Raw genomic sequence first — 24,712 nt, forward strand, 5'->3', positions numbered from 1 at the left:
CTTTTTTTATTGTTCAGGTTGATTTGATTTTGCGGTGTAGCCCGAACAAACGTTCGGTCTGTTCGGCAAACCGCGCAAGTTCTTCGTCGCGCCGGGTATCGGTCCAGCCCAGCTCTTGGGCCATCACGGCCGCGACGGATGCGGCCTCGTTAGGGGTGAAATCATGGCGCAACCCTGTGCCGCTGCGCCGGTAGAGGACGCCCATGAGGGTGCGGGCATGTTCATTCTGCACGGCGGCGCGCACGTCGGCGATAGTGTAGTTGATGCCGGGCGCAATGCGGGGGGAATTTGTATTCTCCAGCGGCATCCGTGGCGCGTAGTGCAGCACACGGCTTTGCCCGCCGGGCGTCAGTGACGCTTGGAGTTTGCGCGTGACCTCGCGGCCCGCGTCGCGGTGGCTCATCACTGGGGCGGCGGTCATGGCATAAACGCCTTCGAGGCCGTCGTCGCCCAGATCGTGCAGAACGCGGCTGCGGTTGCCCTTGGGATGCGCTGGATCGTAGGTCAGCGGGCGCACCCCGGCCCAAGTGCGCAGAACGCTCGCGCGTGTGACGTTCAGGCCGGGAAAGAGCGCTGCCGCCTCGGATAACAGAAATTCCATATCGGCGGCGTCGACATGGATATCGTCGGGATCGCCGTCATACGCTGTCTCGGTCGGGCCGATATAGTGGTGGTCGTGCCACGGGATGCAATAGAACGGCTCGCCCGCGCTATTGATCGTAGTGATCCCTTGGCCGCGATACTGATCTGGCAGTTTGATGACAATATGCGCGCCTTTTGTGCCAAAGATGCGGCGCTGCGAGTGCTGGCCGCCGCTGCCCAGCACCCGGTCGATCCAGATGCCGGCCATCGTCATCACCCGCCGTGCGCCAACCTGCGCGCGTGCGCCGCCACGGCCTTCTAACATGACTTTGCGCACGCCGCCTTGGGCACCGCCCAGTGTCGCGCGGGTGTAGTTCAGCGCAGTTGCACCTGCATCCTCGGCGTCGAGGATCGCGTCGATGCAGATCCGTTCGGGCCAATTGAATTGATACTCGGTAAAGCGCGCAGCCGCCTTTAGCTGGTGATGCCTGGCAAGTGCGGCGACGATGGGCTGCTCCAGCGCGGCGCCGCGATTTAATCGCTGATAATCCAGCGGCACGTCGTTCGGCGCGAGCTGCTTGAGCAGGCCAAAGGCAAGGTCGGTCTGCCATGCGCTATAGGGCCCGTCCTCGTAAATGGGAAAGAAGAAGTCGATAGGGCGCACCCGCTGCGGCGCGGTCAGCACCATCTCGCGGCGTTCGCGCATTGCGGCGCGCGCCATGCGCAGCGACGTCAGAAATCTGCTGGGATGCCGCGTGAAATAGCGCACTGGTTGCGGCGCCTCGAAGTAGCGCAAACCGCAATGCAGGAGGCGGCTAGAGCGGCTGGTGGAGCCAGAAGCGAAGTCATTTTTTTCCGCCAAAAGGACAGAATATCCTGCCGCTGCCGCCTCGCGTGCTGAGCTGGCGCCTATGATGCCGCCCCCGATGATAACGACGTCAAATACGCGGCCATCCAGGGCTGCCAGATCGCCAGTGCTGATCGCATGTGCATCCATATGCCGCAGCATGAGGCGTGCGCGTCACTCGGTCAAATGCCCAGCGGTTCGGACACTATGACTAAATGTTATACCGCCAGCAATGCGTCGATCCCCGCTACCAGCCGACTGCGATGCGCGCGCAGCACTGTCAGAAATTCGCCGGTCACGCGCGATCGCGGTTGGTGGCGCGGATAAAGGATGCCGACGCGAAACATCAGCTCGGGAGCGAAGCGGCGAAAGACGATGCCGCCGCCTGTGTTGCCCGCCGCTGTGAACAGATCAATCAGTCCGATACCCTGACCGCGACGAACCATCGCGCAGACGCCAGCTGCATATGTCGTCTCGCACAGGATATGGGGCACAGCGCCCGCATCGGCCAGCGCGGCGTCCATCAGCCGCCGCGCGACAGTCTCGGGGCTGAGGCTGACCATCCGCTCGCCATGCAGATCGGCGGGGGTGATAACATCGCGCGCGGTCAGCCTGTGATCCTCGGGCAGAGCCATGACATACGGAAGGTCGCAGAAATTCTCCCGCTCGATACCCGGACGCTCGAACGGGAATTCCGCGATGCCCAGATCGACCTGCTGCGATGATACCCACTCTTCGACGCGCATCGAGAGTTGCAGGTCATAACGGATCTTGATCTCGGGCTGCACCGTTTTGAACGCAGTGATTGCGTCGGGCAGAAACGTCAGGCCGAGGGCTGGCATCGACGCTATGTGCAGGCTTCCGCGCCGCCCCTGCTTGATATCCTCGGCGGCCGAGGTCAGGCGGTTGTAGCTGGCAAATGCGCGCTGCAATTCCTCGTAAAAGAGACGCCCCTCTGCCGTGGGCACCATGCGCCCGCTGCGCCGGTCAAATAATGCCAGACCCAGCGACGCCTCTAACGCGTCAATCAGCCGACTGACGGCTGGCTGGGAAATGCCCATGATGTCGGCTGCCCCGCTGGCGGTGCCCGTTACCATCGTTTCACGAAAGGCCGTAAGTTGCCGCCAGCGCATTGCTATCCTGCCTATCGTCAAGCGTGTGAGTGGACCTAAGATAAGGTCATGGTGACCTGTATTTGTCCATATCTGGGCGCGCTTTGGCGTATGTTGCAATGGACATCTGGCGCGCCTGCTGTTTAATTCGCGCCACGATCGCGGGGGATGGGCGCAGAGGGCGCCAGCAGGCCGCCGCGTGATCCGATTTAACTGGGAGGTTTTTACATGGATCGTCGTTCCTTTATCCGAGCGGGTGCTATTGGCACAGCTGCGACTGCGCTGGCCGCGCCGGCCATCGCGCAGGGCAACATTACGTGGCGCATGGTCACAACCTGGCCCAAGAATTTCCCCGGCCTCGGTGTTGGCGCACAGCGCCTCGCCGACCGTATCACTGCCGCATCGGGCGGCCGCCTGACCGTGCAGGTCTATTCCGCCGGCGAGCTGGTTCCACCACTGCAGAGCCTTGACGCGGTCATCGACGGCACCGCCGAAATGAGCCATGGCGCGGCCTACTACTGGCAGAACAAGTCGCCCGCGCTGTCGTTTTTCACCGGCGTGCCCTACGGCATGACGACTGCCGAGCTGACGGCTTGGGTCCGCTTTCTTGGCGGTCAGGAAATCTGGGACGAAATCTATGATCAGTTCGGCGTCCAAGGCTTCCTGTCGGGCAACACCGGCAATCAGACCGGCGGCTGGTTCCGCGAAGAGCTGACGGGTCTGGATTCGATCAAGGGCCTTCGCTTCCGAACGCCCGGCCTTGGCGGGCGCGTGTGGGAGAAGATGGGCGCGACCGTCACCAACATGGCGGGCGGCGAAATTTTCCAAGCGCTACAGTCCGGCACGCTGGACGCGGCCGAATTCGTTGGCCCCTACAATGACCTCGCCCTCGGCTTTCACCAGGTCGCAAAGCACTATTACCTCTCCAGCTTTGTGGAGCCGGGCCTCGCCACTGAGATCGTCGTTGACAAGGCCAAGTATCAGGCCCTGCCAGAGGACCTTCAGGCCATCGTGCGCGACGTCAGCCAGGCGGAGTACGACATGGTTTCGGCCGATTTCGTTGCCAACGACCCGCGTGCACTAAAGACGCTGATTGAGGATCACGGCGTGCAAGTGCACCAGTTCCCCGACGACATCATGCAGGCCGGCGCTGTCGCTTCCAAAGAAGTGATCGAAGAGCTGAAGGCCAGCGACGATGCGCTGGTCCGCAAGACCACTGAAAGCTATCTGGACGCGCTTGCACTTGTCCGCTCGCGGACCGAGCAGATCGATATGCCGTACCAAGCGGCCCGTGCGAAGTACCTCGACTTCTGAGGGATTTCCCATGCGGAAATGAGAAAGGCCCGGCATCGCTGCCGGGCCTTTTTTTGTTGCGCTGCGAGCGCGTTAACCGGCGATTAGCCTTGGTAGCCACGTGACAATACCGGGAAAGATGAACAGGATCGCAATCGCCGTAATTTGCAGCATAACGAAGGGCAGTATGCCCTTGTAGATGGCCGAGGTCGGCAAATCCGGTGGCGCAACGCCGCGCAGGTAGAAAAGCGCAAATCCAAAGGGCGGCGTCAGGAATGAAGTTTGCAGATTCACGCCGACCAGCACGCCTAGCCAGACCGGATCAACGTCCATCGCCAGCAGGATAGGCGCGGTGATAGGTATCACGATAAAGATGATCTCGAACGTGTCTAGAATGAAGCCTAGAAAGAACATGATCGCCATCACCACGGCGACCGCAGCCAGCGTGCCGCCCGGCAAATTGCCAAGGAACTCGTGCACCAAATTGTCGCCGCCCATCAGACGGAACACGACCGAAAAGACCGACGCACCCAGAAGCACGACGAACACCATTGAGGTGATTGTGGCGGTTGCGATCACCGTCTCGCGCAGGATGGTGAAGGACAGCCGCCAGCGCAGCGCGGCCAGCACCATTGCACCGACGGCGCCCACCGATGCCGCCTCGGTTGGGGTGGCGACACCGCCCAAGATTGAGCCGAGAACCGCAAGGATCAGCAGCATGGGAGGGATCAGCGCCGAGAACACCTCGCGCAGAAGATTTCCGCGCTCGTCCTCGGGCACGGGCGTCGCTGGGCAGGATGCGGGATCTGTGATCGCTTTGAATATAGTGTAGGCAAGGTACAGCCCGACCAATAGGAAGCCCGGCAGCAGCGCACCTGCAAATAGATCGCCCACCGATACGGGCGTCGGCGCAAAATTCCCCTTGGCCATCTGGACCTGAGAATTGATGCCCGACAGCATGTCGCCCATAAAAATCAGGACTGTGGACGGCGGCACGATCTGGCCCAGCGTACCGGACGCGCAAATGACGCCTGTCGACAGCTTGGGATCGTATCCTGCCCGCAGCATCGCAGGCAGCGAGATCAGGCCCATCGTCACCACAGTTGCACCGACAACTCCGGTTGAGGCGGCGAGCATCGCACCGACGAGGATCACCGAAATGCCAAGGCCGCCGCGCAGGTTGCCAAATAGTTTGCCCATGGTCAGCAGAAGCTGCTCGGCAATTCGCGACCGCTCCAGCATGACGCCCATAAAAATAAAGAGCGGCACAGCAACCAGCACCTCATTGGTCATAAAGCCGATATAACGGTTCGGCAGCGCGCCAAAGTTGCTGGGATCGAACACGCCTAGCCAATAGCCGACCCCGCCAAACATCAGCGATACACCCGCCAGCGTAAAGGCGACCGGAAAGCCCATCAGCAAAAAACCAATGATGCCAAAGAACATAAGCCCGGCGAGGATCTCGCCGATCAGGATGGGGTCCATCAGTGCGATCCCTCGATTGCGGCAGCGGCGGCGTCATGCGCATTCGCCGGATATTGGATCATCGGCGGCACCAGATCGCGGCGACCGCCCAGTATCAGGACCGAGCGGCAAATCATCGCCAGCCCTTGCAGTGCCAGCAATGCGGCGAACGCGATGATGAACGACTTGAGGATATAGAGCCCCGGCATCCCGCCGACATTCGCCGAGGCCTCGCTATAGGACCACGCACGCGCCACGAAGGGCATTGAGTAGGCATAAACAATAACGGTGAACGGCAGCAAGAAGATCAGCGCGCCGGCCAGATCGACAAGCGCCCGCCAATGCACGCTGGCAGGGCGATAAAATATATCGACGCGCACATGATCATCGCGCATCAGCGCAAAACCGGCGACGGCTGTGAACATCGCGCCGCTAAGCCAGATATACAGGTCCTGCATCCATACAAAGCTGACGGCAAAGACGTAACGCTGCACAACGACGGTGAAACAGACCAGCACGATCGCTAGCGCCAGCCAAGAAAATACCTGACCTATAAGCCAGTTGATCCAGCAGATGAGGGCTGCGATCCCTGCGACAAGTCGCATCATTGGCTTGGCTCCTCCGAGGTCCGGTGCGCGGCCTTGCAGGCGCGTTCGCGTCTTAAAACGTGAAGGGCAGGTTCAGTCAACAAAAAGAGGCAAAAGGCCGCGTCAGCCCCGGCCGATATAAGGCATTTTTGTCGCCATAACGGTCATAAATTGCACGTTGGTATCTGGTGGCAATTGCGCCATGTGCAGGACCGACCGCGCGGCATGGGCAACGTCCATCACCGGCATGTCGGGCTGGGCCTCTTTTAGCGCAGCAACCATTTCGCTGGTGGCGTTGCCGATGTCGATCTGGCCGCAGGCGATATCAAAGGGCCGCCCGTCCAACGATAAAGTGCGTGTCATCCCGGTGATCGCATGTTTCGTCGTTGTATAGCAGATTGACCCTTCGCGCGGGACATGCGCGGATAGCGAGCCGTTGTTGATGATGCGGCCACCCTGCGGCGTCTGCGCGCGCATCTGGCCAAAGGCGAGGCGCGCGGCGATGAACATACCGCGCAGGTTGACAGCGACGACCTCGTCAAACGTCTCGACCGGCACCTCGTCGATGGGGGCTGAGACACCAAAGATGCCGGCATTATTGAACAGCGCATCGAGGCGGCCCGCCTTAGCGACGAACTGCTTAAACGCGCGCTCCATCGCGCCCGCATCCGTGACATCGCAGGGCAGGGCCACTGCGTGCTCATGTGCGTCCGCGATCTGCTTTAGCGCGTCCTCGCGCCGGGCCAAGAGGCCGACGCGCCAACCAGCATTCAGGAACTCCAGCGCCGTGGCGCGCCCGATCCCCGAGCTTGCACCAGTGATGAGGATGGATTTCATTCTTCCAATGTCTCCAGCGTTAGGGGCACAGGCTTGGTGCGTAGATCGTCAATGCGCAGCGCGTGCTCGGGCTTGGATAAGCGGTTTCGCACGACCCAGTGCAGTCGCTCTTCCGCGCGGGTAATCGCAACATAGGCGAGGCGTTTCCAGAGAGGCTGGCCCGCTTCGGTGCGGCCCATGCGGGCGGCGACAAAAAGGTCGGGTGCAAAGACTTGCACGTCTTTCCACTGGCTGCCTTGGGCCTTGTGGATGGTGACGGCGGCGCCGTGCAGAAACGTCGCGCCCATGTTGGCGGCGAAGGGGATGAACGGCTCTTCCTCGCCCGGCTTTTCTATTTTTACGATGCTAGCTGCGCTGATCTGCGGATCTTCGGCGCCCATGACATGCAGTCGGGAAAAGCCGGGTTTGCGGCCCGGCCCTAGATAAACCACCTGCGCGCCCTTGATCAGCCCGCGCGCCTCCAGATCCAGCCGTTTCTTGCGGTGCTTCAGCGGCAGTTCGATGCCGTCGCAAATCAGCGGCTCGCCCTCCAGCAAGGCGTCGTCGGGCGCATTATGGACAGAGCGAAAGGCGTTGATCAGCTTGATGCGCGTCGCGTTGCGCCAGACAAGGACCGGACTACGCGCCATCAGATCCACCTCGACCCGGCCCGCCCATCGCACGCGGTCGTCGCGCTTTGAAGCCTCTTCGATCATCTGTTCGAAGTCCTGAAATTCCAGTGCTGGATCGGCCAGCGCATGGGCCAGATCGAGGATCGGGTTATCTGCGTCCTGGCGGTGAATGCGGTGCAGCACCAGCTTGGATTTCTCTGGCAGCGCCTCAAACACCATCCCGCCCGTACTGTTGACCGGGGCCAGCTGCGCCGGGTCGCCGAAAACCAGCAGGGTCGAGAAAATCTCCTTCAGGTCGTCCATCTGGCGGGTGTCCAGCATGCTGGCCTCATCGACAAAGCCGATGTCTAATGGCTCATCGCGCCGCTTCCAGCCGGTGATGAAATCACTGCCCTTCAGACCTGCCGCGGCCAGCGCGCCGGGGATTGACTTGTTAGTCTGGTAAAACGCGAACGCCCGGTCGAGCGCCGTTTCTGACAGATCGGGCACCTCAGGCCTCTCGCCATTTCCGGCCAGCCATTCGGCGATCTTTTCATACTCCGGGTCGTAGACGGGGGTGTATAAAATGCGGTGGATGGTGGTCGCGGGCACGCCGTGCATCCGCAGGACAGATGCCGCCTTGTTCGTGGGGGCGAGGATGGCAAGGGTGCGGCCATCTTTGCGTTTCTTGCCCTCGTAATCGCCCGAGACGATATCGACGCCCGCCTCCTCTAATGCGCGGTACAGTGCAGCCAAAAGCAGCGTTTTGCCTGACCCGGCCTTTCCGATGACGGCCATAACGCTGGTCTTGCCCTCCTGCGGAGGCATCGTGGTCCCGCTAACCAGATCGACACCAGCGGCGCGCAACGCTTCTGTGATGCGGTCATGCGCCTCGGCCTGATCGGGGGAGTAGGTAACGGCGGTTTCAGTCATTTCTGTCATGACGCGACCCTATATGTGGCGAATGGGAGGGGCCAGCGAAAGACGGCATGAATTCAACGGAAAGGCGTGCGCGCGCCTGCCCGTTCAGGCGAGGTGGCTCGCGCCATTAGGGCAGAATTCGTTTAAATCGTCTGGTCGTACTCGCCCACCAGTGGTTCCGTCCGGATCACGGCATCAATGTCGGCAAAGATCGCACGCATTTCTGCATCGCTCTCGCTGCTTTCGCAGACAACGACCAGATTGGGCGTGTTCGAAGATGCCCGCACCAGACCCCAACTGCCGTTATCTAAGATCACGCGCGCGCCGTTCACTGTGACGACCTGTGCGATTTTGCGGCCCGCCAGCGGCATCCCAGCCTCGTGATGCGCAACCAGCTTGGCGACCAAACGCTCAAGCACGTCGTATTTCTCCAGATCGGCACAATATGGCGACATGGTGGGAGTGGCATAGGTGACGGGCAGCGCTCGGCGCAGGTCTGCCATTGATTTGTCGGGATTACGCTCCATCAGCTTGCAGATCTCGACGGCGACGCGCAGACCGCAATCGTAGCCACGCCCGATAGGCTCGGCCAGGAAATAGTGCCCCGATTTCTCAAACCCGGCAAGCGCGCCGATTTCCTTAACGCGTCGCTTCATGTGGCTATGGCCGGTTTTCCAGTAATCAGCCTTGGCGCCATGCGCCTGCAACTCGGGGTCGGAGGCAAACAGCCCGGTAGATTTCACGTCCGCAACAAACGTGCTGCCGGGATAGAGCCGCGCAAAATCGCGGGCCATAATGACGCCCATCTTGTCCGCGAAAATCTCTTCGCCCTCATTGTCGACTACGCCGCAGCGGTCGCCGTCGCCGTCAAATCCCAGCGCGAAATCAGCGCCGGAGGCGCGCACGCTGGCGGCCATGTCGTGCAGCATCTCCATCGCCTCAGGGTTCGGATTGTAGTGCGGAAAGGTATAATCCAACTCGTTATGCGACGGCACCACTTCGACGCCCATGCGCGCAAACAACTCGGGGGCAAAGGCAGACGCGGTGCCGTTGCCCGTGGCGCAGACCACCTTTAGGGGTCGCGTCATGCGGAAATCACCGACGAGGTCGTCCAAATACGCCTCGCGCACACCATCCACATACTCATAGCTGCCACCGGGGCGCCGCTGGCCGCGACCCTCCAGCACAATGGCTTTGAGCTCGCTCATCTCATCGGGGCCGTGGGTCAGGGGCCGTTCGAACCCCATTTTGACGCCGGTCCAGCCGTTGGGATTGTGCGAGGCCGTGACCATCGCGACAGCAGGCGCGTCCAGATGGAACTGCGCAAAATAGGCCATCGGGCTGACGGCGGGGCCAATATCCAGCACCTTGATCCCGGCCTGCATCAGGCCCAGCATCAGCGCGTTCTTGATCGACAGCGAGTAGTCGCGATAGTCGTTGCCGACCGCGATCACCGGATCTATGCCGCGCGCGATCATCTGCGTTCCAAGGCCAAGGCCGAGGGCGGTAACGCCCGGCAGATTGATCTCTTCTGGGTATTTCCAGCGCGCATCGTATTCGCGAAACCCAGTGGGCATGATCATGGCGTCGCGCAGGAATTCCCACGTGTTGGGCGTGACTGTCTGGGCGGGTGTGTTCATGGACGAATGCTCGCTCTTTCTTGGTGGTGTGCCGGCGCGTGCGGTGGTTGTGCGCCGCGCGGGTGAATTGCAGTTATGTGGCTTGATTTCAACTCAGGAAGATACCTGTTCGCGCAGGATGGATGCGGTGAGCGAGATCATCAGATATATCCCGGCAAAGACGAGAAACGCCAGAATAGTATTCTCGAACGAGCGGGGATACGCCGCGTCCTGTGATGCGACGGGCCGCACGCTGACTGTCAGATAGCGCACCTGCTTGCTTGCTTCGCTCGAACTCATACGCTGCGATTCCAGCGCGGCCTGGAGCACCATGTCCGCTGTTAGCAAATCGGCCTGCGCCATCTGGATATCGGCGGTTTGCGAAGCGAGCGAACTGTTACCCTCGCCCGCGTCGGTCAGCCGCGCGCGCTGCTTGATCTGCTCGCGCTTCAGCACTTCGATCTCGCTGGTCAGGGCCTCGACCCTGGCGCTATTGGGCCGGGCGTTGTTCAACTGCGTATTCAGGGCCAGCTGCTTTTCCTGTAGCTGCAATTCGACATTGCCGATCAGCGAGCGGATATTAGTGATCTCGCCCTGCGGGTCCAGCACGGTGCCTTCTTGCATGACGACTAGTTGGCGCTGCGCCTCGCGGCGGTCCGTCTTGGCCTGGGCAAGGCTTTCGGTTGAGGACTCCAATGCGTCTTCGCGTTTGCGCTTGGACAGATCATCCACCCGCTCCTCTGCGTAGTCGATCAGCTTGCGCGAGAATTCGGCACTGACCTCAGGATTTGCGGTGGATACCTCCATCCGCAGAACACCTTCGGTCGGATCGTACCCGATCTTCATATATTTCTTATATAGCTTGTAGGCTTTTTCGTTGCTGGCATCCGGGTCCAGCCGCTGGAGCGGATCAATCCACGGCTGGCTGAAATGATCGCGAAAGCCTACATCGCGGTCGAGGCGCAGCATCGCATCCTTGGACAATAGGTAGGACTGCGTCGCGATTGCGTCCTGCCCGGTGGCAAACTGGCTGGGCAGAAGGCCGCTAAGGCCGCCGGCACCGCCGCCGCCATCGGCAGACAGGATCAGGAATTCGGATTTGGTCGAGTACATCGGGGTGGCCACGGCGTAGTAATAATACCCCGCCAGCAGCGTCGGCAAAAATACGAACGCGGCAAGCCGTGTCAGCAGCAGCAGCAGCTTGCGGCGGCGACGTTTGCCGATGTCCCGCTGGATGCGCATGATCTCTTCGGTGCGGCGGTCGGCTGGGCTAAGTTGGGCCGACGGCAGCGTTGTTTGCATCGGAACCGTCTGCGGAAGTTGCACTCGCGGATTGTCCAGATTGCGGCCCTTGGCAGGGACCAGCTCACCGGCATCGTCCTGATTTTGGTCGTTCGTCACCAGCTCCAGAATGCTGGCGCGTTGGAAGGGGTCTATGCCGCGCGCACGTAACAGGCGAACCGCATCGAAGTCAGATGTCGGGGCCAGCCCATTCTTTTGCGCGACGCGGCGCGCCATGCGCAGCTGGCGGCCTGTCAGGCCTTCGTTGCGGATCTCGTCAATTGAGGCGCCCGTACTCATCTCGCGCGCGCTGGTAATTTCGCCGGTGCGCGGTGGTTCACTGTCCGGCAAATCGGTCTGCGCTTCCTCGGGTGGAGGCGCAGCAGGACCTTTCGGCGCGACGGATGTGTGCCGCTCGCCAGGCAGTTGCCCAACCAGCGCCTCGTCCTCCGCGCTAGGCGTGCGGCGAATGCGGAATTTTCTAGCCTTGGGTTTCGTAGTCATAAAGCTGTTTGGCCTCTTCCAAGGTGTCGAACATATGAAGCTGGCCGCCCATCAGGACGGCGGCCGTGGTCGCAAATTTCTCCAGCACGGCGGGCTGGTGCGATACGATGATCACGGTTGTCGTCGCGAGCCGTTCGCGCAGGATCTCGCCTGCTTTTTGGTTGAACTCGACATCGGTCGAGCTGGGCATGCCTTCGTCGATCAGATACATATCAAAATCCAGCGCCAACATCAGCGCAAAGGTAAAACGCGACTTCATCCCTGTGCTGTAGGTGCCCAAGGGCTGGTCGAAATATTCGCCCAGATTGCACATCCAGCGGCAGAATGCCTCAACATAATCGGGATCCAGACCATAGAGCCGGGCAATATAGCGGCTATTCTCCATCGCCGAAATCTTGCTGATGACCCCGCCCATAAAGCCAAGCGGGAAGCTGATGCGGCAGCTGCGCCTAATGTCGCCCTCGTCAGGTTTCTCCAGACCGGCCATCATATTGATCACCGTCGTCTTGCCGGTGCCGTTTGGTGCCAGAATCCCCATGGATTTACCCAGCTCGACGCGAAAGCTGACCTTTTCCAAGATCACCTTGCGCTGCGTGCCGGTCCAGAAGGACTTGCTGACATTGTCGAACTCGAGCATGGAACGTTCCGAAAACTGCTTGTGCGCCCTCTTGTGTCGGGGCTTTGGCGGGCCAATATAGGCCCCGGTTGATACCTCACCATGAGGGCTGGCTGGAATTATGAACAGATATCAAGGCAGAATTATGCCCTTAGGGTAAAAATATCCTCTGGATTTTAGCTCTTTTGCCTCGGATTGGAAACAATCCTGCAGCGCTTTGCCCTTGATAGTGTGCAATATGCGGACAGGCGCTATCCGGGACGTACTGGATAATCATGGGCTCGCGTCATATTTATCGCGTATGGATGACCTCGCCGCCCGTATTTCACGCTGTCGCCTCTGTGCGGATCGCTTTGCCGCGACTGCCACCCATCACGCGCCGCGCCCTGTGCCGTGGTTCGGCCCCGGCGCGCGGCTGCTGATCGCAGGGCAGGCGCCGGGCGCGCGCGTGCATGCGTCGGGCATCCCCTTTGACGATCCGTCTGGCGACCGCCTGCGCGACTGGCTGGGGCTGGACCGCGAGGCATTCTACGACCGCGCCCGCGTGGCTATCGTGCCGATGGCGTTCTGCTTTCCCGGATACGATGCGCGCGGATCGGACCTGCCGCCGCCTGCTATCTGCCGCGAGACGTGGCATGATGCGGTGATGGCAGAGTTGGCGCCTGTTCCCTTGCGCGTGCTGGTCGGCGCACATGCCCAGCGCTATCATCTGGGTGTGCGCGGCAGTGTTGCGCAGACGGTGACGGATTGGCGCGTCCATGCGCCCGGCACATTTGCGCTGCCGCATCCGTCGTGGCGTAACACAGGCTGGCTAAAGAAAAATCCGTGGTTCGAGGCTGAGGTGATCCCCGCCCTGCGCGACCGAGTGAAAGAGGTAATGCAAGATGACTGAGACCGCGCTGGACCGCGCCCATGCCGCGATGGAGGCCGCAGATGAGGATGGCGCGGCGCGCCTCGCCTTCTACCACTGCCTCGCCGATACGCAGCTATTCCTGCTGCTGACGGAGGAGCCGTCGGGCGATCATGTTACCCCCCGCACGTTTGAGGTGGAGGATGCAGTATATGCGCTGGCCTTCGACGACGAGGCGCGGCTGGCCGGATTTACCGGCGGTCCTGCGCCTTATGCCGTGTTGCCGGGCCGCACGCTGGCCGGAATGTTGGCGGCAGGCGGGGCAGGGCTGGGCCTTAATCTGGATGCGGCGCCATCGTCGATCTTGCTGCCGACAGAGGCGCTAAGCTGGCTGGCTGAAACGCTGGGGCAGGGCGGCGGCAATGAGGCGGGGGCGCAAATCGAAACTGTGACCGCACCCGAAGGCGTGCCGCAGGCGTTGCTGACCGCGCTGGACGCCAAGCTGGCCCGCGCCGAGGGGCTGGCCAGCCATGCCTGTCTCGCCGGGGCGCGATATACAGGCGGTGCACCCGGGCATGTGCTGATGTTCATCGGTGCCGCGCCGGGGGCCGAGCCTGCGCTGACGCGTGCCGTGTCCGAGGCGCTGACGTTCTCAGGTATTGAGGCGGGCGCGCTGGACGTCGGTTTCGCGGAGGTCGGCGGCCCGCTGGCGCAGCGGATTGAGCGTGTTGGGCTGAGATTTGATCTGCCCCAAGCCACAGCGGCGCCCCAGCGGGCCGCGCCGGGATCTGATCCGTCACGGCCCCCTCGACTAAGGTAGCGAGGTCAAATCGTTTGAAGCGAGCCTGCCGTTAGTACCCCAGCTTGGGATCCACCTTATGCAGCAGCGGCTCGCCTGCCTCGCTGCGGCGGACATTCTCGGCGATTACCTGACTGGCGGTGTCGTCGCGCGTCTCGGACGCGATATGGGGCGTCACCGTCACTGATGGATGCGCCCAATAAGGATGCTCTGACGGCAACGGTTCAACGCGAAACACATCAAGCGTCGCGTGGCCGATATGGCCCGACTCCAGCGCGCTTAGCAGCGCGTCGTCGTCGATCAGCGGACCGCGGCCGGGATTTATCACCACCGCACCTTTGGGCAATTGCGCCAAGCGCTGTGCATCCAGCAGATTTTCGGTCTCCGACGTCTTTGGCAGCAGCAGCACCAATATCTGCGCGGTGCCTAGCGCCGCCGCCAAACCATCCTCGCCATGCAGGCAACGCACGCCGTCCAAGTCCTTGGGTGATCTGCTCCACCCAGTCACGTCAAACCCGAGATAGGCAAGGGTCTCCGCGCAAGCGGCGCCCAGCTCGCCCATGCCGAGGATGGTGACGGCGCGCTCTTGTGCCAGTGGTGGGATCTCCTTGCGCCAGACGCCGTCCTGTCCTTGGATATGCGCGTCTATCCCCAGATGGTGGCGCAGGACGTGGGCGGTGACCCACTCGACCATGCCGCGCGTCAGGCCATGGTCCACCATTCGTGCCAGCGGTTGCGTCAGGGTCGGGTTGTCGATGATCCCCTCGACGCCGGCCCACAGATTCAGCACTGCCTTGCAGCGCGTAAAAGGCGTAAAATCCTGCACCGGGCCATTGGGCGCCATCACGATGTAGTCCACTTCATCGGGCGCGATTTCGCAGGCAAGGTTAAAGTCAGTGATCCCGGCTTGTGTCAGCGCGTGGGTCAACGGGCCCTCGTACTGCGACCAGCGGGGCGGCTTGGCAGAGAACAGAATCTGGATCGTCATGGGCTACCTCGGTTTGTGGACATGTGCGCTCTGGACCATGCCGAAACCCAGCATGAGGATCAACATCGCAGAGCCCCCATAACTGACCAGCGGTAGAGGAACACCCACAACGGGCGCGAGGCCCATGACCATCGACATATTCACCGCAAAGAACAGGAAAAACGTCGCAGCGACCCCCAGCGTCAGCAGGGACGAAAACCTGTCGCGATTGGTCATCGCGGTACTAATGCAGAACACGATAATCAGCGCATAAAGGCCGAGCAGCGAGATCGCCCCGATAAATCCGAATTCTTCGGCCAGCGTGGTAAAGATAAAATCCGTATGCTTTTCGGGCAAAAAGTTTAGCCGCGACTGCGTGCCTTGCATAAAGCCGCGCCCTGTCCAGCCGCCCGATCCTAGGGCAATCTTGGACTGGGTGATGTGATACCCGGCGCCCAAAGGGTCGGTCGATGGGTCCAGAAATGTGTCGATCCGGCGGAACTGGTAGTCTGCCAGCAGCTGCCAATCGGTGCCCCGGCTCTTGAACACGGTGGTGACGAGGCCGATGCCGGCTGCGGTCACTGCGGCGAAGTAAGCCCAGTGAACCCCTGCGAGGAACATCATTCCGCCCCCCGCCGCGATCAACAGGATCGACGTGCCCAAATCGGGCTGCTTCAGCACCAGATAGGTCGGAATGAGGATCACGATTAAGGGCAAGATCACCCAAATCGGGCGCGACGTTTTGTTCAATGGCAGCCAGTCGTAATAGGCTGCGAGAACCATCACCAACGTAATTTTCATCAACTCAGATGGCTGTAGCCGCATGAATCCAAGATCAATCCAGCGCTGTGCACCCATGCCAACGCTGCCAAACAGCTCGACCGCGACCAGAAGTGCCAGTGATATGCAATAGGCCAGCCCGGCCATGTTGCGCCAGAACCAGATCGGCACCATCGCGACAAAGAGCATGGCCGCAAAGCCGACGCCAAAGCGCTTCATCTGTGGGTCCATCCACGGCATCGCCGAGCCGCCGGCGACCGAATAGAGCATCAGAAACCCGACGCAGGCCACCGCCGCCAGCAAAAGCGCAAGGGGCCAGTTGACGTATAGGATCTTGCGCAGGCCCGTCGGCACGCTTTTGACCGAGTATGCAAGATAGCTCATGCGCGGTCGCTCGGCTTTGGGCCGTGATGGGGGCGCGCGTCGCGCAGACGTTCCTGCTGCGTGCGAATGCGCCCCTGGTCGGCGGTGGGGTAGGCCTCCAGCGGCGGATCGCCCTGATAAAGCGCTTGCAGCGTAATGTCGCGTGCGATTGGCGCAGCGGCGGTTGAGCCGCCGCCGCCGTGTTCGATCACCACCGCAACTGCGATGCGCGGATTGTCAAAGGGCGCGTAATCGACAAACAGCGCATGATCGCGCCGCTCCCACGGCAGATCCTCATTGCGGCGCACGCCCTGCGCTCGCTCGGCGGCGGTGATGTTGCGCACTTGGCTGGTGCCGGTTTTGCCCGCCATGCGCATCCCGTCGGCAACGATCCGGCTGCGATAGGCAGTGCCGCGTTTATTGTTCGACACGTCGTACATGGCGCGGCGGACGCTGCGCAGGTTATTCTCGTTGAGACCCAAATCCTCGCCATGGCCGGTCGGCTCCTCGACACCGTCGACGGATTTTATCAGGCGCGGCGTAACGGCGCGGCCGGTGGCAATGCGGGCAGTCATAATCGCGAGTTGCAGCGGCGAGGTCAGTACAAATCCCTGACCGATTGACGAGTTCACGCTGTCACCGATCACCCAGTCGGCCCCGCGCGATGCGCGCTTCCACGCTTTGTCGGGGATCAAACCCTCTGCAACGCTTGTCATCGGAAGGTCGTGCGCAACGCCAAGGCCAAGGCGGCGCGACATATCAGCGATATTCTCAATGCCGGTGCGTAGGGCCATCTCGTAGAAATAGACGTCACAGCTTTCGCGCAAAGCGCGGCCTAGATCGACATTGCCATGGCCCGCCCGCTTCCAGCAGTGAAACCTGCGGCCCGCGACCTCGAGATAACCGGGGCAATAAACGGTATCTTCGGTCGTGGCTGAGCCGTTTTCGAGCGCGGCAAGCGCTGTAACCATCTTGAACGTCGAGCCGGGGGGGTAGATGCCCTGCACAGCCTTGTTCGGCAGGGGGCGATACTTGTTTTCTAGGAGTGCGTTGTAATCGGCGACAGAAATCCCGCGCACAAACAGATTGCTGTCGAAGCCGGGCGTCGAAACGGTTGCCAGGATGTCACCGCTCTCGCAATCAATCACGACGGCGGCGGCGCTTTCGCCTGCTAGGCGCGCGTGAATGTATGATTGCAGATTGCTGTCGGTGGTGATTTGCACGTCTTTGCCGGCCACGCCCTCACGCCTGTCCAGCTCTCGCATGACGCGGCCGGCTGCGTTCTGCTCGATCCGTTTGGTGCCGGCGGTGCCGCGCAGCATATCCTCGCGCATTGCCTCAAGGCCGATTTTGCCAATCTGAAAGCGCGGGATCAATAACAGCTGGTCGGGGGCCTCGATTTTGTCCAGATCATAGTCGCTGACGGGGCCGACATAGCCCAGCACATGGGCGTACTCACTCTCCATCGGATAGCGGCGCGACAGGCCCACTTCGGGGCGCACGCCGGGTAGGGCAGGGGCATTGACAGCGACGCGGCTCAACTCTTCCCACGATATGCGGTCGGCAATGGTGACGGGATGCACGCGCGAGCGCCGCATTTCCTCGCGGGCGCGCTCCAGCTCCTCGGGGTCCAGATGAATCAGGCGGCCCAGCTGCGCGATCGTTTCCTCGACATCGCCGGCCTCTTCGCGCTCCAGCATGATGCGATAGCTGGGCACGTTTTCTGCCACGACCAAGCCGTTGCGGTCGTAAATCTGGCCGCGTGCAGGGGGGATCAGCCGTATCTTGATGCGGTTTTCCTCGGCCAGCAGGCGAAACTGATCGGCCTGATCAACCTGAAGATGCCGCATCCGCCATGCCAACAGACCTACGAAACCAGCCTGACCCGCGCCCAGAATCAGGCCGCGCCGTGTAATACGGCGCTGGCTGACGGCGGTATCGCGTGTCTGGCGTTTCAAATTCGTAACCTCCTGCCGCCGCCCTCGCTGGGGCGGGCCTTGCGCACGCCCAGCAACGTTGCTGATGCAAATACGATCAGTGGATAGCATAGCACCGTCATAGTCATTTGCATCAGGCTAAGCCCAAGCGGTGCTTGCGGTACCAGCAAGATGGCCAATGTCAGCCGATACATCAGCGTGATGGCCAGCGTCACAGTCGCCACGGCCAGCCATTCGGGCGCGAAGCCCAGATCGCGCAGCCCAGGCGCGCGGGTCTTTAGTGCTTCGCTGCCCAGCAGCACCAACGCTGCCCAGAGGCCGGGGGGCCGCTGAAACATCAGATCGGCTAGCAGAACCGCAATCCCGATAAGGAGCGGCGGCGCGTATTCGGGCCGCCGCAGACCCCAAGCAAATGCCAACGCGACGATGATGTCCGGTCCAGCCCAGCCGGGCGGCAGTGTGTCCAGCGGCAGGAGGCGCCATAGGATCACAGCGGCGCATAGCGCAGCAAAGAGCGCGCGCATGGCCCATAGGCGCGTCGGTGCCCGATCAGCCATCGATCGCTACCGCCGGATTAGGAGCGCGGTCCTCGGGCGAGGTCGGCGCAACATCGGGCGCGATCAGATCGCCGCTGTCGTCGATACGCACGCCGGCGTGGTCGCGCAGCACGCGCAGGAACTCCAACCGCTCGTAATCGGCGGCAAGGCGCAGGCGCAGTCGTCCGCCCGGGTCCTGCGCGACGCGCCCCACCAACAGACCAGCGGGGAAAACACCGCCGTCGCCAGAGGTGATCACCCGATCACCTGCGCGCACCTTGCCCGCATCCTCAAGAAAATCGATGGGCGGCGCGGCGGTATTGTCGCCCAGAATCAGCGCGCGTTGGCCCGAAGGCTGCACCGTCACAGGAATGCGGCTGGACGTATCGGTGAGTAGAATCACGCGCGCCGAATTGTCGCCAACGCCCGAAATGCGGCCAACCAGCCCCAGACCGTCCATCGCGGCCCAGCCATCGACGATACCGTCGCGCGCGCCCACATTCAGCAAAACAGACTGACGAAAGGGCGACCCCGAGTCGGCGGCGACGACGCCGGTGACATAGGTCAGACGCGGATCGAGCCGGACGTTATTCAAGTCCAGAAGGCGCGCGTTCTCCTGCTCCAGTTGCAGTGCCGCTTCCTTCCATGCCTGCATCTGCTGCAACTCGCGGCGTAGCTCCTGATTTTGGCGATAGATGCGTTGGTAGCTTTGAAAATCGCGAAACAAATTCACGGTGCCCGTTACCGGCGCCATGGCCCAATCCAGATTGGGCACCACCCGGTCGATCACAGCGGCGCGAAACCGCTCGACCCGCGGACTGTCGATGCGCCACAGGACGAATAAGCCCAGCAGGCACACGATCAACACCCCCATGAGGAGTCGCCTCAGCGGGCCGGCATAGTCATCCGATTGTCTGCGGTCCTTGGCCAAACAGAGGATCCCTAACGTAAGCGGGGCCGCGCCCCAGCCCCAAGGCTATAGCGGCGCGGTCCGTGCGGCAATCGTACAGGCGCGTGCCTTAGCTGTCGTAGTCGATGGCGTGGCGCAGCTGTTTTTCAAACTCCAGCGCCTTGCCAGTGCCAAGCGCCACGCAATTCAGGCACTCGTCCGCGATGCTGACGGCCAGCCCGGTCTGCTCGCGCAGAGCCAGATCAAGCTGCCCCAATAGCGCACCGCCCCCGGTCAACATGACGCCCCGGTCGACAATATCAGCGGCCAAGTCTGGCGGTGTGGCCTCCAGCGCGGTCATTACGGCCTCGCAGATCTGCTGGACCGGCTCGGCCAGCGCCTCGGCGATCTGTGCCTGGCTAATCTCGGTTTCCTTGGGCACGCCGTTTAGCAAATCGCGGCCGCGAATTTTCATCGTCTCGCCGCGCCCGTCATCGGGCATCCGGGCGGTTCCGATAGATGTCTTGATCCGCTCGGCCGTCGCGTCACCGATCAGCAGGTTCTGCTGGCGGCGCAGGTAGTTGATGATCGCCTCGTCCATGCGGTCGCCGCCAACGCGGACCGACCGGGCATAAACGATGTCGCCCAGTGACAGCACGGCTACTTCGGTCGTGCCGCCGCCGATATCTACCACCATGTTACCGGTGGGGTCGGTGATCGGCATGCCCGCGCCAATGGCGGCTGCGATAGGTTCTGCGATCAGACCCGCGCGGCGGGCGCCGGCGCTTAGCACAGACTGGCGGATCGCGCGCTTTTCAACGGGCGTCGCGCCATGCGGAACGCAGACAATAATCTTGGGCTTGGAGAATGTTGTGCGTTTGTGCACCTTGCGAATGAAATGCTTGATCATTGCCTCAGCGGTGTCGAAATCGGCGATCACGCCTTCGCGCATGGGGCGGATTGCCTCAATGCTACCGGGCGTGCGACCCAGCATCAGCTTGGCGTCCTCGCCTACGGCGAGCACTTTTCGTACGCCGTCTTTGACGTGATATGCGACGACCGATGGCTCGGACAGGATAATGCCGCGCCCCTTGACGTAAACCAGCGTATTCGCGGTGCCGAGGTCGATGGCCATGTCCGAGGTAAACATCCCCGGAATTCTGCTCAATATGGACATTTTGGGCGGTGTCCTGTCTTTTGATTAAAAACGCAAGTGGGGCGACTCTTGGCCGCCACCATTCGCCCTTATAGAGACGCGCAGGGCGCGGTTAAAGGGCCTGTTTTGCGACTGTAAGCGCCAAGTTGCCGGTATTTTGCTGTGCCGGGCCGGGCTTGAGCGGGCGGGGCTGGCACGCTAGGGGACGCACCTGACCCTAATCGCGAGGTTTCGCATGATCATTCTTGCCGGGCTGCTGATTGCCTTTGTTTTGTTGCTGATCTTCTCCAATGGCAAGACGCGCCGCTGCCGGTGGCGCGAGGATCGCACACGCGACGAGGGCGGCGCGCGGTATATGCGCTGTCTGGCGTGCGGTGCCGAGACCTTTACAAAGAACGGCAAACCGCCAAAGATTTGTCTGTCAGGCGCGCCAAAGGCGTGAGGCGATGGAAATATTCCTAAGGGGTAGAAAGTGACCGAACCAGACGATGCCGCCGCCCGCCGGGCCGTCGCCCCGGTAATCTGCTATCCGGTCGAGACGTTGCCGCAACCTGACATGGCGCTGTTTTCAGCGGCGCGGGAGGGCGCTGTCAAGGTTTCTGAGATTATGGTGCCACCGCGCGAGGCTGTTTGTTTTCATGCAGAGGCAGGCCAGTTTTTTCGCATATCATCGGTGGATGGCCCGCAGGTTGGCGATCTGAACCTGTGGAACGCCGCCGATCTGAGTGAGCGATTCTATTCCGGCAAGACGCGCGCCCTGCACGGCACGCACATAACGCGCGGCCAGCGGATGTGGTCGTGTCTGCCGCATTTGCGGCCCATGGCGACGATTACCAGCGACACATTGGAATGGTATGGCGTCGACGGGTTTGGCGGGTCCGTCCATGACGTGATCGGCACGCGCTGCGATCCATATACCGGTAATCTGCTGGCGGGCGGGCAGTATCATCATTGCTGCCACTCCAATCTGATCCGCGCATTGGCGGATGAGACGGGTCTGCCGCTGGATGAGGCTGAGCGGCATGTCCATGATGTGCTGAACGTGTTTATGTGCACCGGGTTCACCCGCGATACTGGACAGTATTTTATGAAGGCCAGCCCAGTACGCCCCGGCGATCATCTTGAGTTTTTTGCCGAAATCGACCTGCTTGGTGCTCTGTCGGCGTGCCCCGGTGGCGATTGCTCGGTCCAGCATTCCAGCGATACTGCGACCTGCCATCCGCTGCTGGTCGAGGTATTTGCGCCCGCGCCCGGCGCGCTGAACGGCTGGAGCGTGCCGCCTCTGAATGGCTACGACCGCACGCATGGGCGCGGGACTGCCCCGGGGCGTGCAGGGTGATCGGCTACACGCCCGGATGCGATGTCGGGCCGCCGGAGGAGTGGCCGAAGACCTGACTAAGGTGTTTTTTGGACAGAAGTCTGGTGGGTATTGATGGGGATAGCCCACGTGAGTGGGAAGGCCAGATTGCTAAAGAAGCGTTAGTTGTAACGCTCTGCGCCCCAAGTCAATTGTCTGCTGTGCGGGACTTTGTCGGCATTCAGCCCAAATGCTTGTTGAAACGATGCGTGTCCACAACGCCCATGTTCGCCACTTTTTCTGGTAGCCACAGAGCATCCTGAAAGGTTTCGCTCAGAACCCAGCCGTTGCGTCGATAAAATCTTTCTGCTCGAGTGTTTCCTGCTGTGCTGTAGAGAAGGGCGTCGGTTACACCGCTATCTGCGATGTTTCGTTCGCCAAAAGCTAGAAGAGCGGCAGCAATCCCGGTGCCGCGGGCGCCCGAAGCAACGTATAGCTTTACAAGTTCGGCTTCGTTGGTCGCCACAAATCCGACAATAGATTTACCAGACGTCGCGACAAAAAACTGGTCAGCCGAACCTTCTAGCCAGAGCCAGAAGTGTTCGATTTCGCGGAATTTCAAGAGTGGTTCAGGTACAAGGTGCGCGTGTGCATCATGCCAACCAGCATGCCATATTTTGATGATCGCTGAGTGATCTTCTGCACGCGCAGGTCTGATATTATCCATAAAGCGACATTTAGCTATTTGTCGGCTGCGAACTCAACAACCAAAAAAGATCTAAATCAGCGATTCAGCCACGAAAAAAGGCCCCGGATATGCTCCGGGGCCTTCCATTATTCAGTTTTGCAGTGCGCTTAGTGCGCGTGGCTCTTGTCCCAGTCTTCGCGCTTGGGAAGCTGCTCGAACGTGTGCTCGGGCGGCGGGCTGGGCAAGGTCCATTCCAGCGTGTCGGCGTATTCGTTCCAAGGGTTCGCCTGCGGAGTTTTTGCGCCCCGGAAAAGCGACCAGATGATCACGCCAAAGAAGAACACGAAGCTGGCGAAGCTCAGGAAGGCGCCCATCGACGACCACCAGTTCCACGGCGCGAACGCCTCTGGATAGTCGATGTAACGGCGTGGCATACCTTGGCGGCCCAGAAAGTGCTGCGGGAAGAACGTGAGGTTTGCACCGATGAACATCGCGTAAAAGTGCAGCTTGCCTGCCCATTCGGGATACATGCGGCCCGTCATCTTGGGGAAGTAGAAGTAGATCCCCGCAAAGATGGCAAACACGGCACCAAGGCTCATCACATAGTGGAAGTGTGCAACGACATAGTAAGTGTCGTGATACGCGCGGTCGATGCCCGCTTGCGCCAGCACAACGCCCGTCACGCCCCCAACGGTAAAGAGGAACAGGAACCCGAACGCCCATAGCATCGGCGTCTTGAACTCGATCGAGCCGCCCCACATTGTCGCGATCCAGCTAAACACCTTCACCCCGGTCGGGACGGCGATCACCATCGTGGCCAGCATGAAATAGCTTTGCTGCGTCAGTGACATGCCCACCGTGTACATGTGGTGCGCCCATACGACAAAGCCCAGCGCGCCAATTGCAATCAACGCCCACACCATCGGCAGGTAGCCAAAAATCGGCTTGCGCGAGAACGTGGCAATGACGTGACTGATGATGCCAAAGCCGGGGAGGATGATAATGTACACCTCCGGATGGCCAAAGAACCACAGGATGTGCTGGTAGAGGATCGGATCACCGCCACCTGCCGGGTCAAAGAAGGTCGTCCCGAAGTTACGATCTGTCAGCAGCATTGTGATCGCGCCCGCCAGAACAGGCAGCGCCAGCAGAATCATCCATGCGGTGACAAAGATCGACCATGCGAACAGTGGCACCTTGAACAGTGTCATGCCAGGCGCGCGCATGTTCAGGAATGTCGTGATCATGTTGATCGCGCCCAAGATTGAGCTGGCGCCCGACACGTGAACCGCAAAAATCGCAAGGTCCATCGAGATACCCGGAGCGCTGGTCGATAGCGGCGGATACAGAACCCAGCCAACACCAGCACCCAGTGCACCGTTGTTGCCGCCCGGCGACAACAGCGACGCGATACCCAGCGACGTACCAGCCACATATAGCCAGAACGAAAGGTTGTTCATCCGCGGAAACGCCATGTCTGGCGCGCCGATCTGCAGCGGCATCAAGTAGTTGCCAAAACCGCCAAAGAGGGCGGGAATCACAACAAAGAACATCATCAGGACGCCGTGATAGGTAATCATCACGTTCCAAAGATGCCCGTCAGGTGTGCAGGGCGATGCGGCGTCCGCCAGAAAACGCGCCCCTTCAAGGCACATGTACTGAACACCCGGCTCCATAAGCTCAAGGCGCATGTAAACGGTGAATAGGACCGAGATCAGACCGACAAACGCCGACGTGATCAGATAAAGGATACCAATATCCTTATGGTTCGTGGACATGAACCACCGGGTAAAAAACCCTCGTTCGTCGTGGTGGTCGTGGCCATGAATGGCTGCATCTGCCATTGGGCGCCTCCTGCTGGTATGTGTCCGGGCGCCAATTGCGGTAAATGCTGCGCACGCGGGTATCTGCCTACGAGGTTTTAGTGTGCCGGGCAGGTTCGGGCAACGCCCGAGTGGCGCATGCGGCAAATAAAATTGTCGCACCCCCCCCTCTACTTGGGCTCCCTATCCGGCGCTACCGGGCCGATAGGCCATCGCCAGCGCCTCTGACGGGACTGCACTCCTCCGTTCGCTGATCGCTATGTCGCAAAAATTGTAAAAAAGATGACTGGCGGCGGAACTAAATTGTCAGGATCCGTGTTGTGACCCCAAGCGACGCGATAACCTGCGCTTTTGCAGGAACGTGTTGTTCGACA

General features: G+C 61.0%; 22 protein-coding genes. 5 read left to right on the forward strand and 17 right to left on the reverse strand.

Translation table 11 applies throughout. The annotated features are described in order from the left end of the window. Positions 1-13: 13 nt before the first annotated feature. Positions 14-1,591, reverse strand: coding sequence for an FAD-dependent oxidoreductase (locus MK6180000_RS00795; RefSeq protein WP_138932996.1), 1,578 nt, complete (start codon positions 1,589-1,591; stop codon positions 14-16). 56 nt (positions 1,592-1,647) lie between these two features. Next, positions 1,648-2,562 (reverse strand): LysR substrate-binding domain-containing protein, encoded by a 915-nt coding sequence (locus tag MK6180000_RS00800; RefSeq protein ID WP_138932997.1) that lies wholly within the window; start codon positions 2,560-2,562, stop codon positions 1,648-1,650. 207 nt (positions 2,563-2,769) lie between these two features. On the opposite strand from MK6180000_RS00800, the gene MK6180000_RS00805 reads away from it, so the two are divergent. After that, positions 2,770-3,855 carry a TRAP transporter substrate-binding protein gene (locus MK6180000_RS00805; RefSeq protein WP_138932998.1) on the forward strand — a complete coding sequence of 362 codons (1,086 nt, stop codon included), beginning with the start codon at positions 2,770-2,772 and terminating at the stop codon, positions 3,853-3,855. 72 nt (positions 3,856-3,927) lie between these two features. Here the strand turns inward: MK6180000_RS00805 and MK6180000_RS00810 are convergent, their stop codons facing one another. The 7 genes from MK6180000_RS00810 to MK6180000_RS00840 all read right to left on the reverse strand — a co-directional run bounded on the left by MK6180000_RS00810 (position 3,928) and on the right by MK6180000_RS00840 (position 12,274). Further along, positions 3,928-5,319: a TRAP transporter large permease gene (locus tag MK6180000_RS00810; RefSeq protein ID WP_138932999.1), complete on the reverse strand. Its 1,392-nt coding sequence runs from the start codon at positions 5,317-5,319 to the stop codon at positions 3,928-3,930. Beyond that, positions 5,319-5,903, reverse strand: a complete 585-nt coding sequence (locus tag MK6180000_RS00815; protein WP_138936279.1) for a TRAP transporter small permease subunit — start codon at positions 5,901-5,903, stop codon at positions 5,319-5,321. The genes MK6180000_RS00810 and MK6180000_RS00815 overlap by 1 nt, the downstream gene beginning before the upstream one ends. Positions 5,904-6,008: 105 nt before the next feature. Then, positions 6,009-6,722: an SDR family oxidoreductase gene (locus MK6180000_RS00820; protein ID WP_138933000.1), complete on the reverse strand. Its 714-nt coding sequence runs from the start codon at positions 6,720-6,722 to the stop codon at positions 6,009-6,011. Further along, complete coding sequence (locus MK6180000_RS00825) at positions 6,719-8,245, reverse strand: AAA family ATPase (protein ID WP_138936280.1); 1,527 nt, start codon at positions 8,243-8,245, stop codon at positions 6,719-6,721. The genes MK6180000_RS00820 and MK6180000_RS00825 overlap by 4 nt, the downstream gene beginning before the upstream one ends. Positions 8,246-8,376: 131 nt before the next feature. Continuing rightward, positions 8,377-9,873, reverse strand: coding sequence for a phosphomannomutase/phosphoglucomutase (locus MK6180000_RS00830; RefSeq protein WP_138933001.1), 1,497 nt, complete (start codon positions 9,871-9,873; stop codon positions 8,377-8,379). A gap of 93 nt (positions 9,874-9,966) precedes the next feature. After that, entirely contained in the window at positions 9,967-11,637 is a 1,671-nt protein-coding gene (locus MK6180000_RS00835; RefSeq protein WP_138933002.1) for a KpsE/RkpR family capsule polysaccharide export protein, read from the reverse strand. Continuing rightward, positions 11,615-12,274 carry an ABC transporter ATP-binding protein gene (locus MK6180000_RS00840; RefSeq protein ID WP_138933003.1) on the reverse strand — a complete coding sequence of 220 codons (660 nt, stop codon included), beginning with the start codon at positions 12,272-12,274 and terminating at the stop codon, positions 11,615-11,617. The genes MK6180000_RS00835 and MK6180000_RS00840 overlap by 23 nt, the downstream gene beginning before the upstream one ends. 280 nt (positions 12,275-12,554) lie before the next feature. Between MK6180000_RS00840 and MK6180000_RS00845 the strand changes: the two genes are divergently transcribed. After that, complete coding sequence (locus MK6180000_RS00845; protein WP_138933004.1) at positions 12,555-13,145, forward strand: uracil-DNA glycosylase family protein; 591 nt, start codon at positions 12,555-12,557, stop codon at positions 13,143-13,145. Then, positions 13,138-13,923, forward strand: coding sequence for an SseB family protein (locus MK6180000_RS00850; protein WP_138933005.1), 786 nt, complete (start codon positions 13,138-13,140; stop codon positions 13,921-13,923). Before MK6180000_RS00845 ends, MK6180000_RS00850 begins: the two co-directional genes overlap by 8 nt. Before the next feature lie 31 nt (positions 13,924-13,954). Here MK6180000_RS00850 and MK6180000_RS00855 read toward each other — a convergent pair whose 3' ends face one another. The 6 genes from MK6180000_RS00855 to MK6180000_RS00880 form a co-directional block, all read right to left on the reverse strand. Continuing rightward, positions 13,955-14,890 carry a 2-hydroxyacid dehydrogenase gene (locus tag MK6180000_RS00855; RefSeq protein ID WP_138933006.1) on the reverse strand — a complete coding sequence of 312 codons (936 nt, stop codon included), beginning with the start codon at positions 14,888-14,890 and terminating at the stop codon, positions 13,955-13,957. A gap of 3 nt (positions 14,891-14,893) precedes the next feature. Beyond that, positions 14,894-16,033 (reverse strand): rod shape-determining protein RodA, encoded by a 1,140-nt coding sequence (gene rodA / locus MK6180000_RS00860; protein WP_138933007.1) that lies wholly within the window; start codon positions 16,031-16,033, stop codon positions 14,894-14,896. Continuing rightward, positions 16,030-17,970 (reverse strand): penicillin-binding protein 2, encoded by a 1,941-nt coding sequence (mrdA, locus tag MK6180000_RS00865; protein WP_171054487.1) that lies wholly within the window; start codon positions 17,968-17,970, stop codon positions 16,030-16,032. Before mrdA ends, rodA begins: the two co-directional genes overlap by 4 nt. After that, positions 17,967-18,506 carry a rod shape-determining protein MreD gene (locus MK6180000_RS00870; protein ID WP_138933009.1) on the reverse strand — a complete coding sequence of 180 codons (540 nt, stop codon included), beginning with the start codon at positions 18,504-18,506 and terminating at the stop codon, positions 17,967-17,969. The genes mrdA and MK6180000_RS00870 overlap by 4 nt, the downstream gene beginning before the upstream one ends. Beyond that, the gene (gene mreC, locus MK6180000_RS00875; protein ID WP_138933010.1) at positions 18,499-19,416 is read right to left on the reverse strand and encodes a rod shape-determining protein MreC; all 918 of its coding nucleotides are present in this window, start codon (positions 19,414-19,416) and stop codon (positions 18,499-18,501) included. Before mreC ends, MK6180000_RS00870 begins: the two co-directional genes overlap by 8 nt. An 88-nt stretch (positions 19,417-19,504) precedes the next feature. After that, positions 19,505-20,551 carry a rod shape-determining protein gene (locus tag MK6180000_RS00880; RefSeq protein ID WP_138933011.1) on the reverse strand — a complete coding sequence of 349 codons (1,047 nt, stop codon included), beginning with the start codon at positions 20,549-20,551 and terminating at the stop codon, positions 19,505-19,507. 214 nt (positions 20,552-20,765) lie between these two features. On the opposite strand from MK6180000_RS00880, the gene MK6180000_RS00885 reads away from it, so the two are divergent. After that, positions 20,766-20,972 carry a hypothetical protein gene (locus MK6180000_RS00885; RefSeq protein ID WP_138933012.1) on the forward strand — a complete coding sequence of 69 codons (207 nt, stop codon included), beginning with the start codon at positions 20,766-20,768 and terminating at the stop codon, positions 20,970-20,972. Between the two features lie 30 nt (positions 20,973-21,002). After that, entirely contained in the window at positions 21,003-21,869 is an 867-nt protein-coding gene (locus MK6180000_RS00890; RefSeq protein WP_138933013.1) for an urea carboxylase-associated family protein, read from the forward strand. Positions 21,870-22,068: 199 nt separating this feature from the next. Here MK6180000_RS00890 and MK6180000_RS00895 read toward each other — a convergent pair whose 3' ends face one another. Further along, the gene (locus tag MK6180000_RS00895) at positions 22,069-22,554 is read right to left on the reverse strand and encodes a GNAT family N-acetyltransferase (protein ID WP_138933014.1); all 486 of its coding nucleotides are present in this window, start codon (positions 22,552-22,554) and stop codon (positions 22,069-22,071) included. A gap of 128 nt (positions 22,555-22,682) precedes the next feature. Then, positions 22,683-24,359 (reverse strand): cytochrome c oxidase subunit I, encoded by a 1,677-nt coding sequence (ctaD, locus tag MK6180000_RS00900; RefSeq protein ID WP_138933015.1) that lies wholly within the window; start codon positions 24,357-24,359, stop codon positions 22,683-22,685. Positions 24,360-24,712 lie beyond the last annotated feature (353 nt).

The sequence above is a fragment of the Roseovarius arcticus genome (genome assembly GCF_006125015.1).
In the GTDB taxonomy this organism is placed as follows: Bacteria; Pseudomonadota; Alphaproteobacteria; order Rhodobacterales; family Rhodobacteraceae; genus Roseovarius; species Roseovarius arcticus.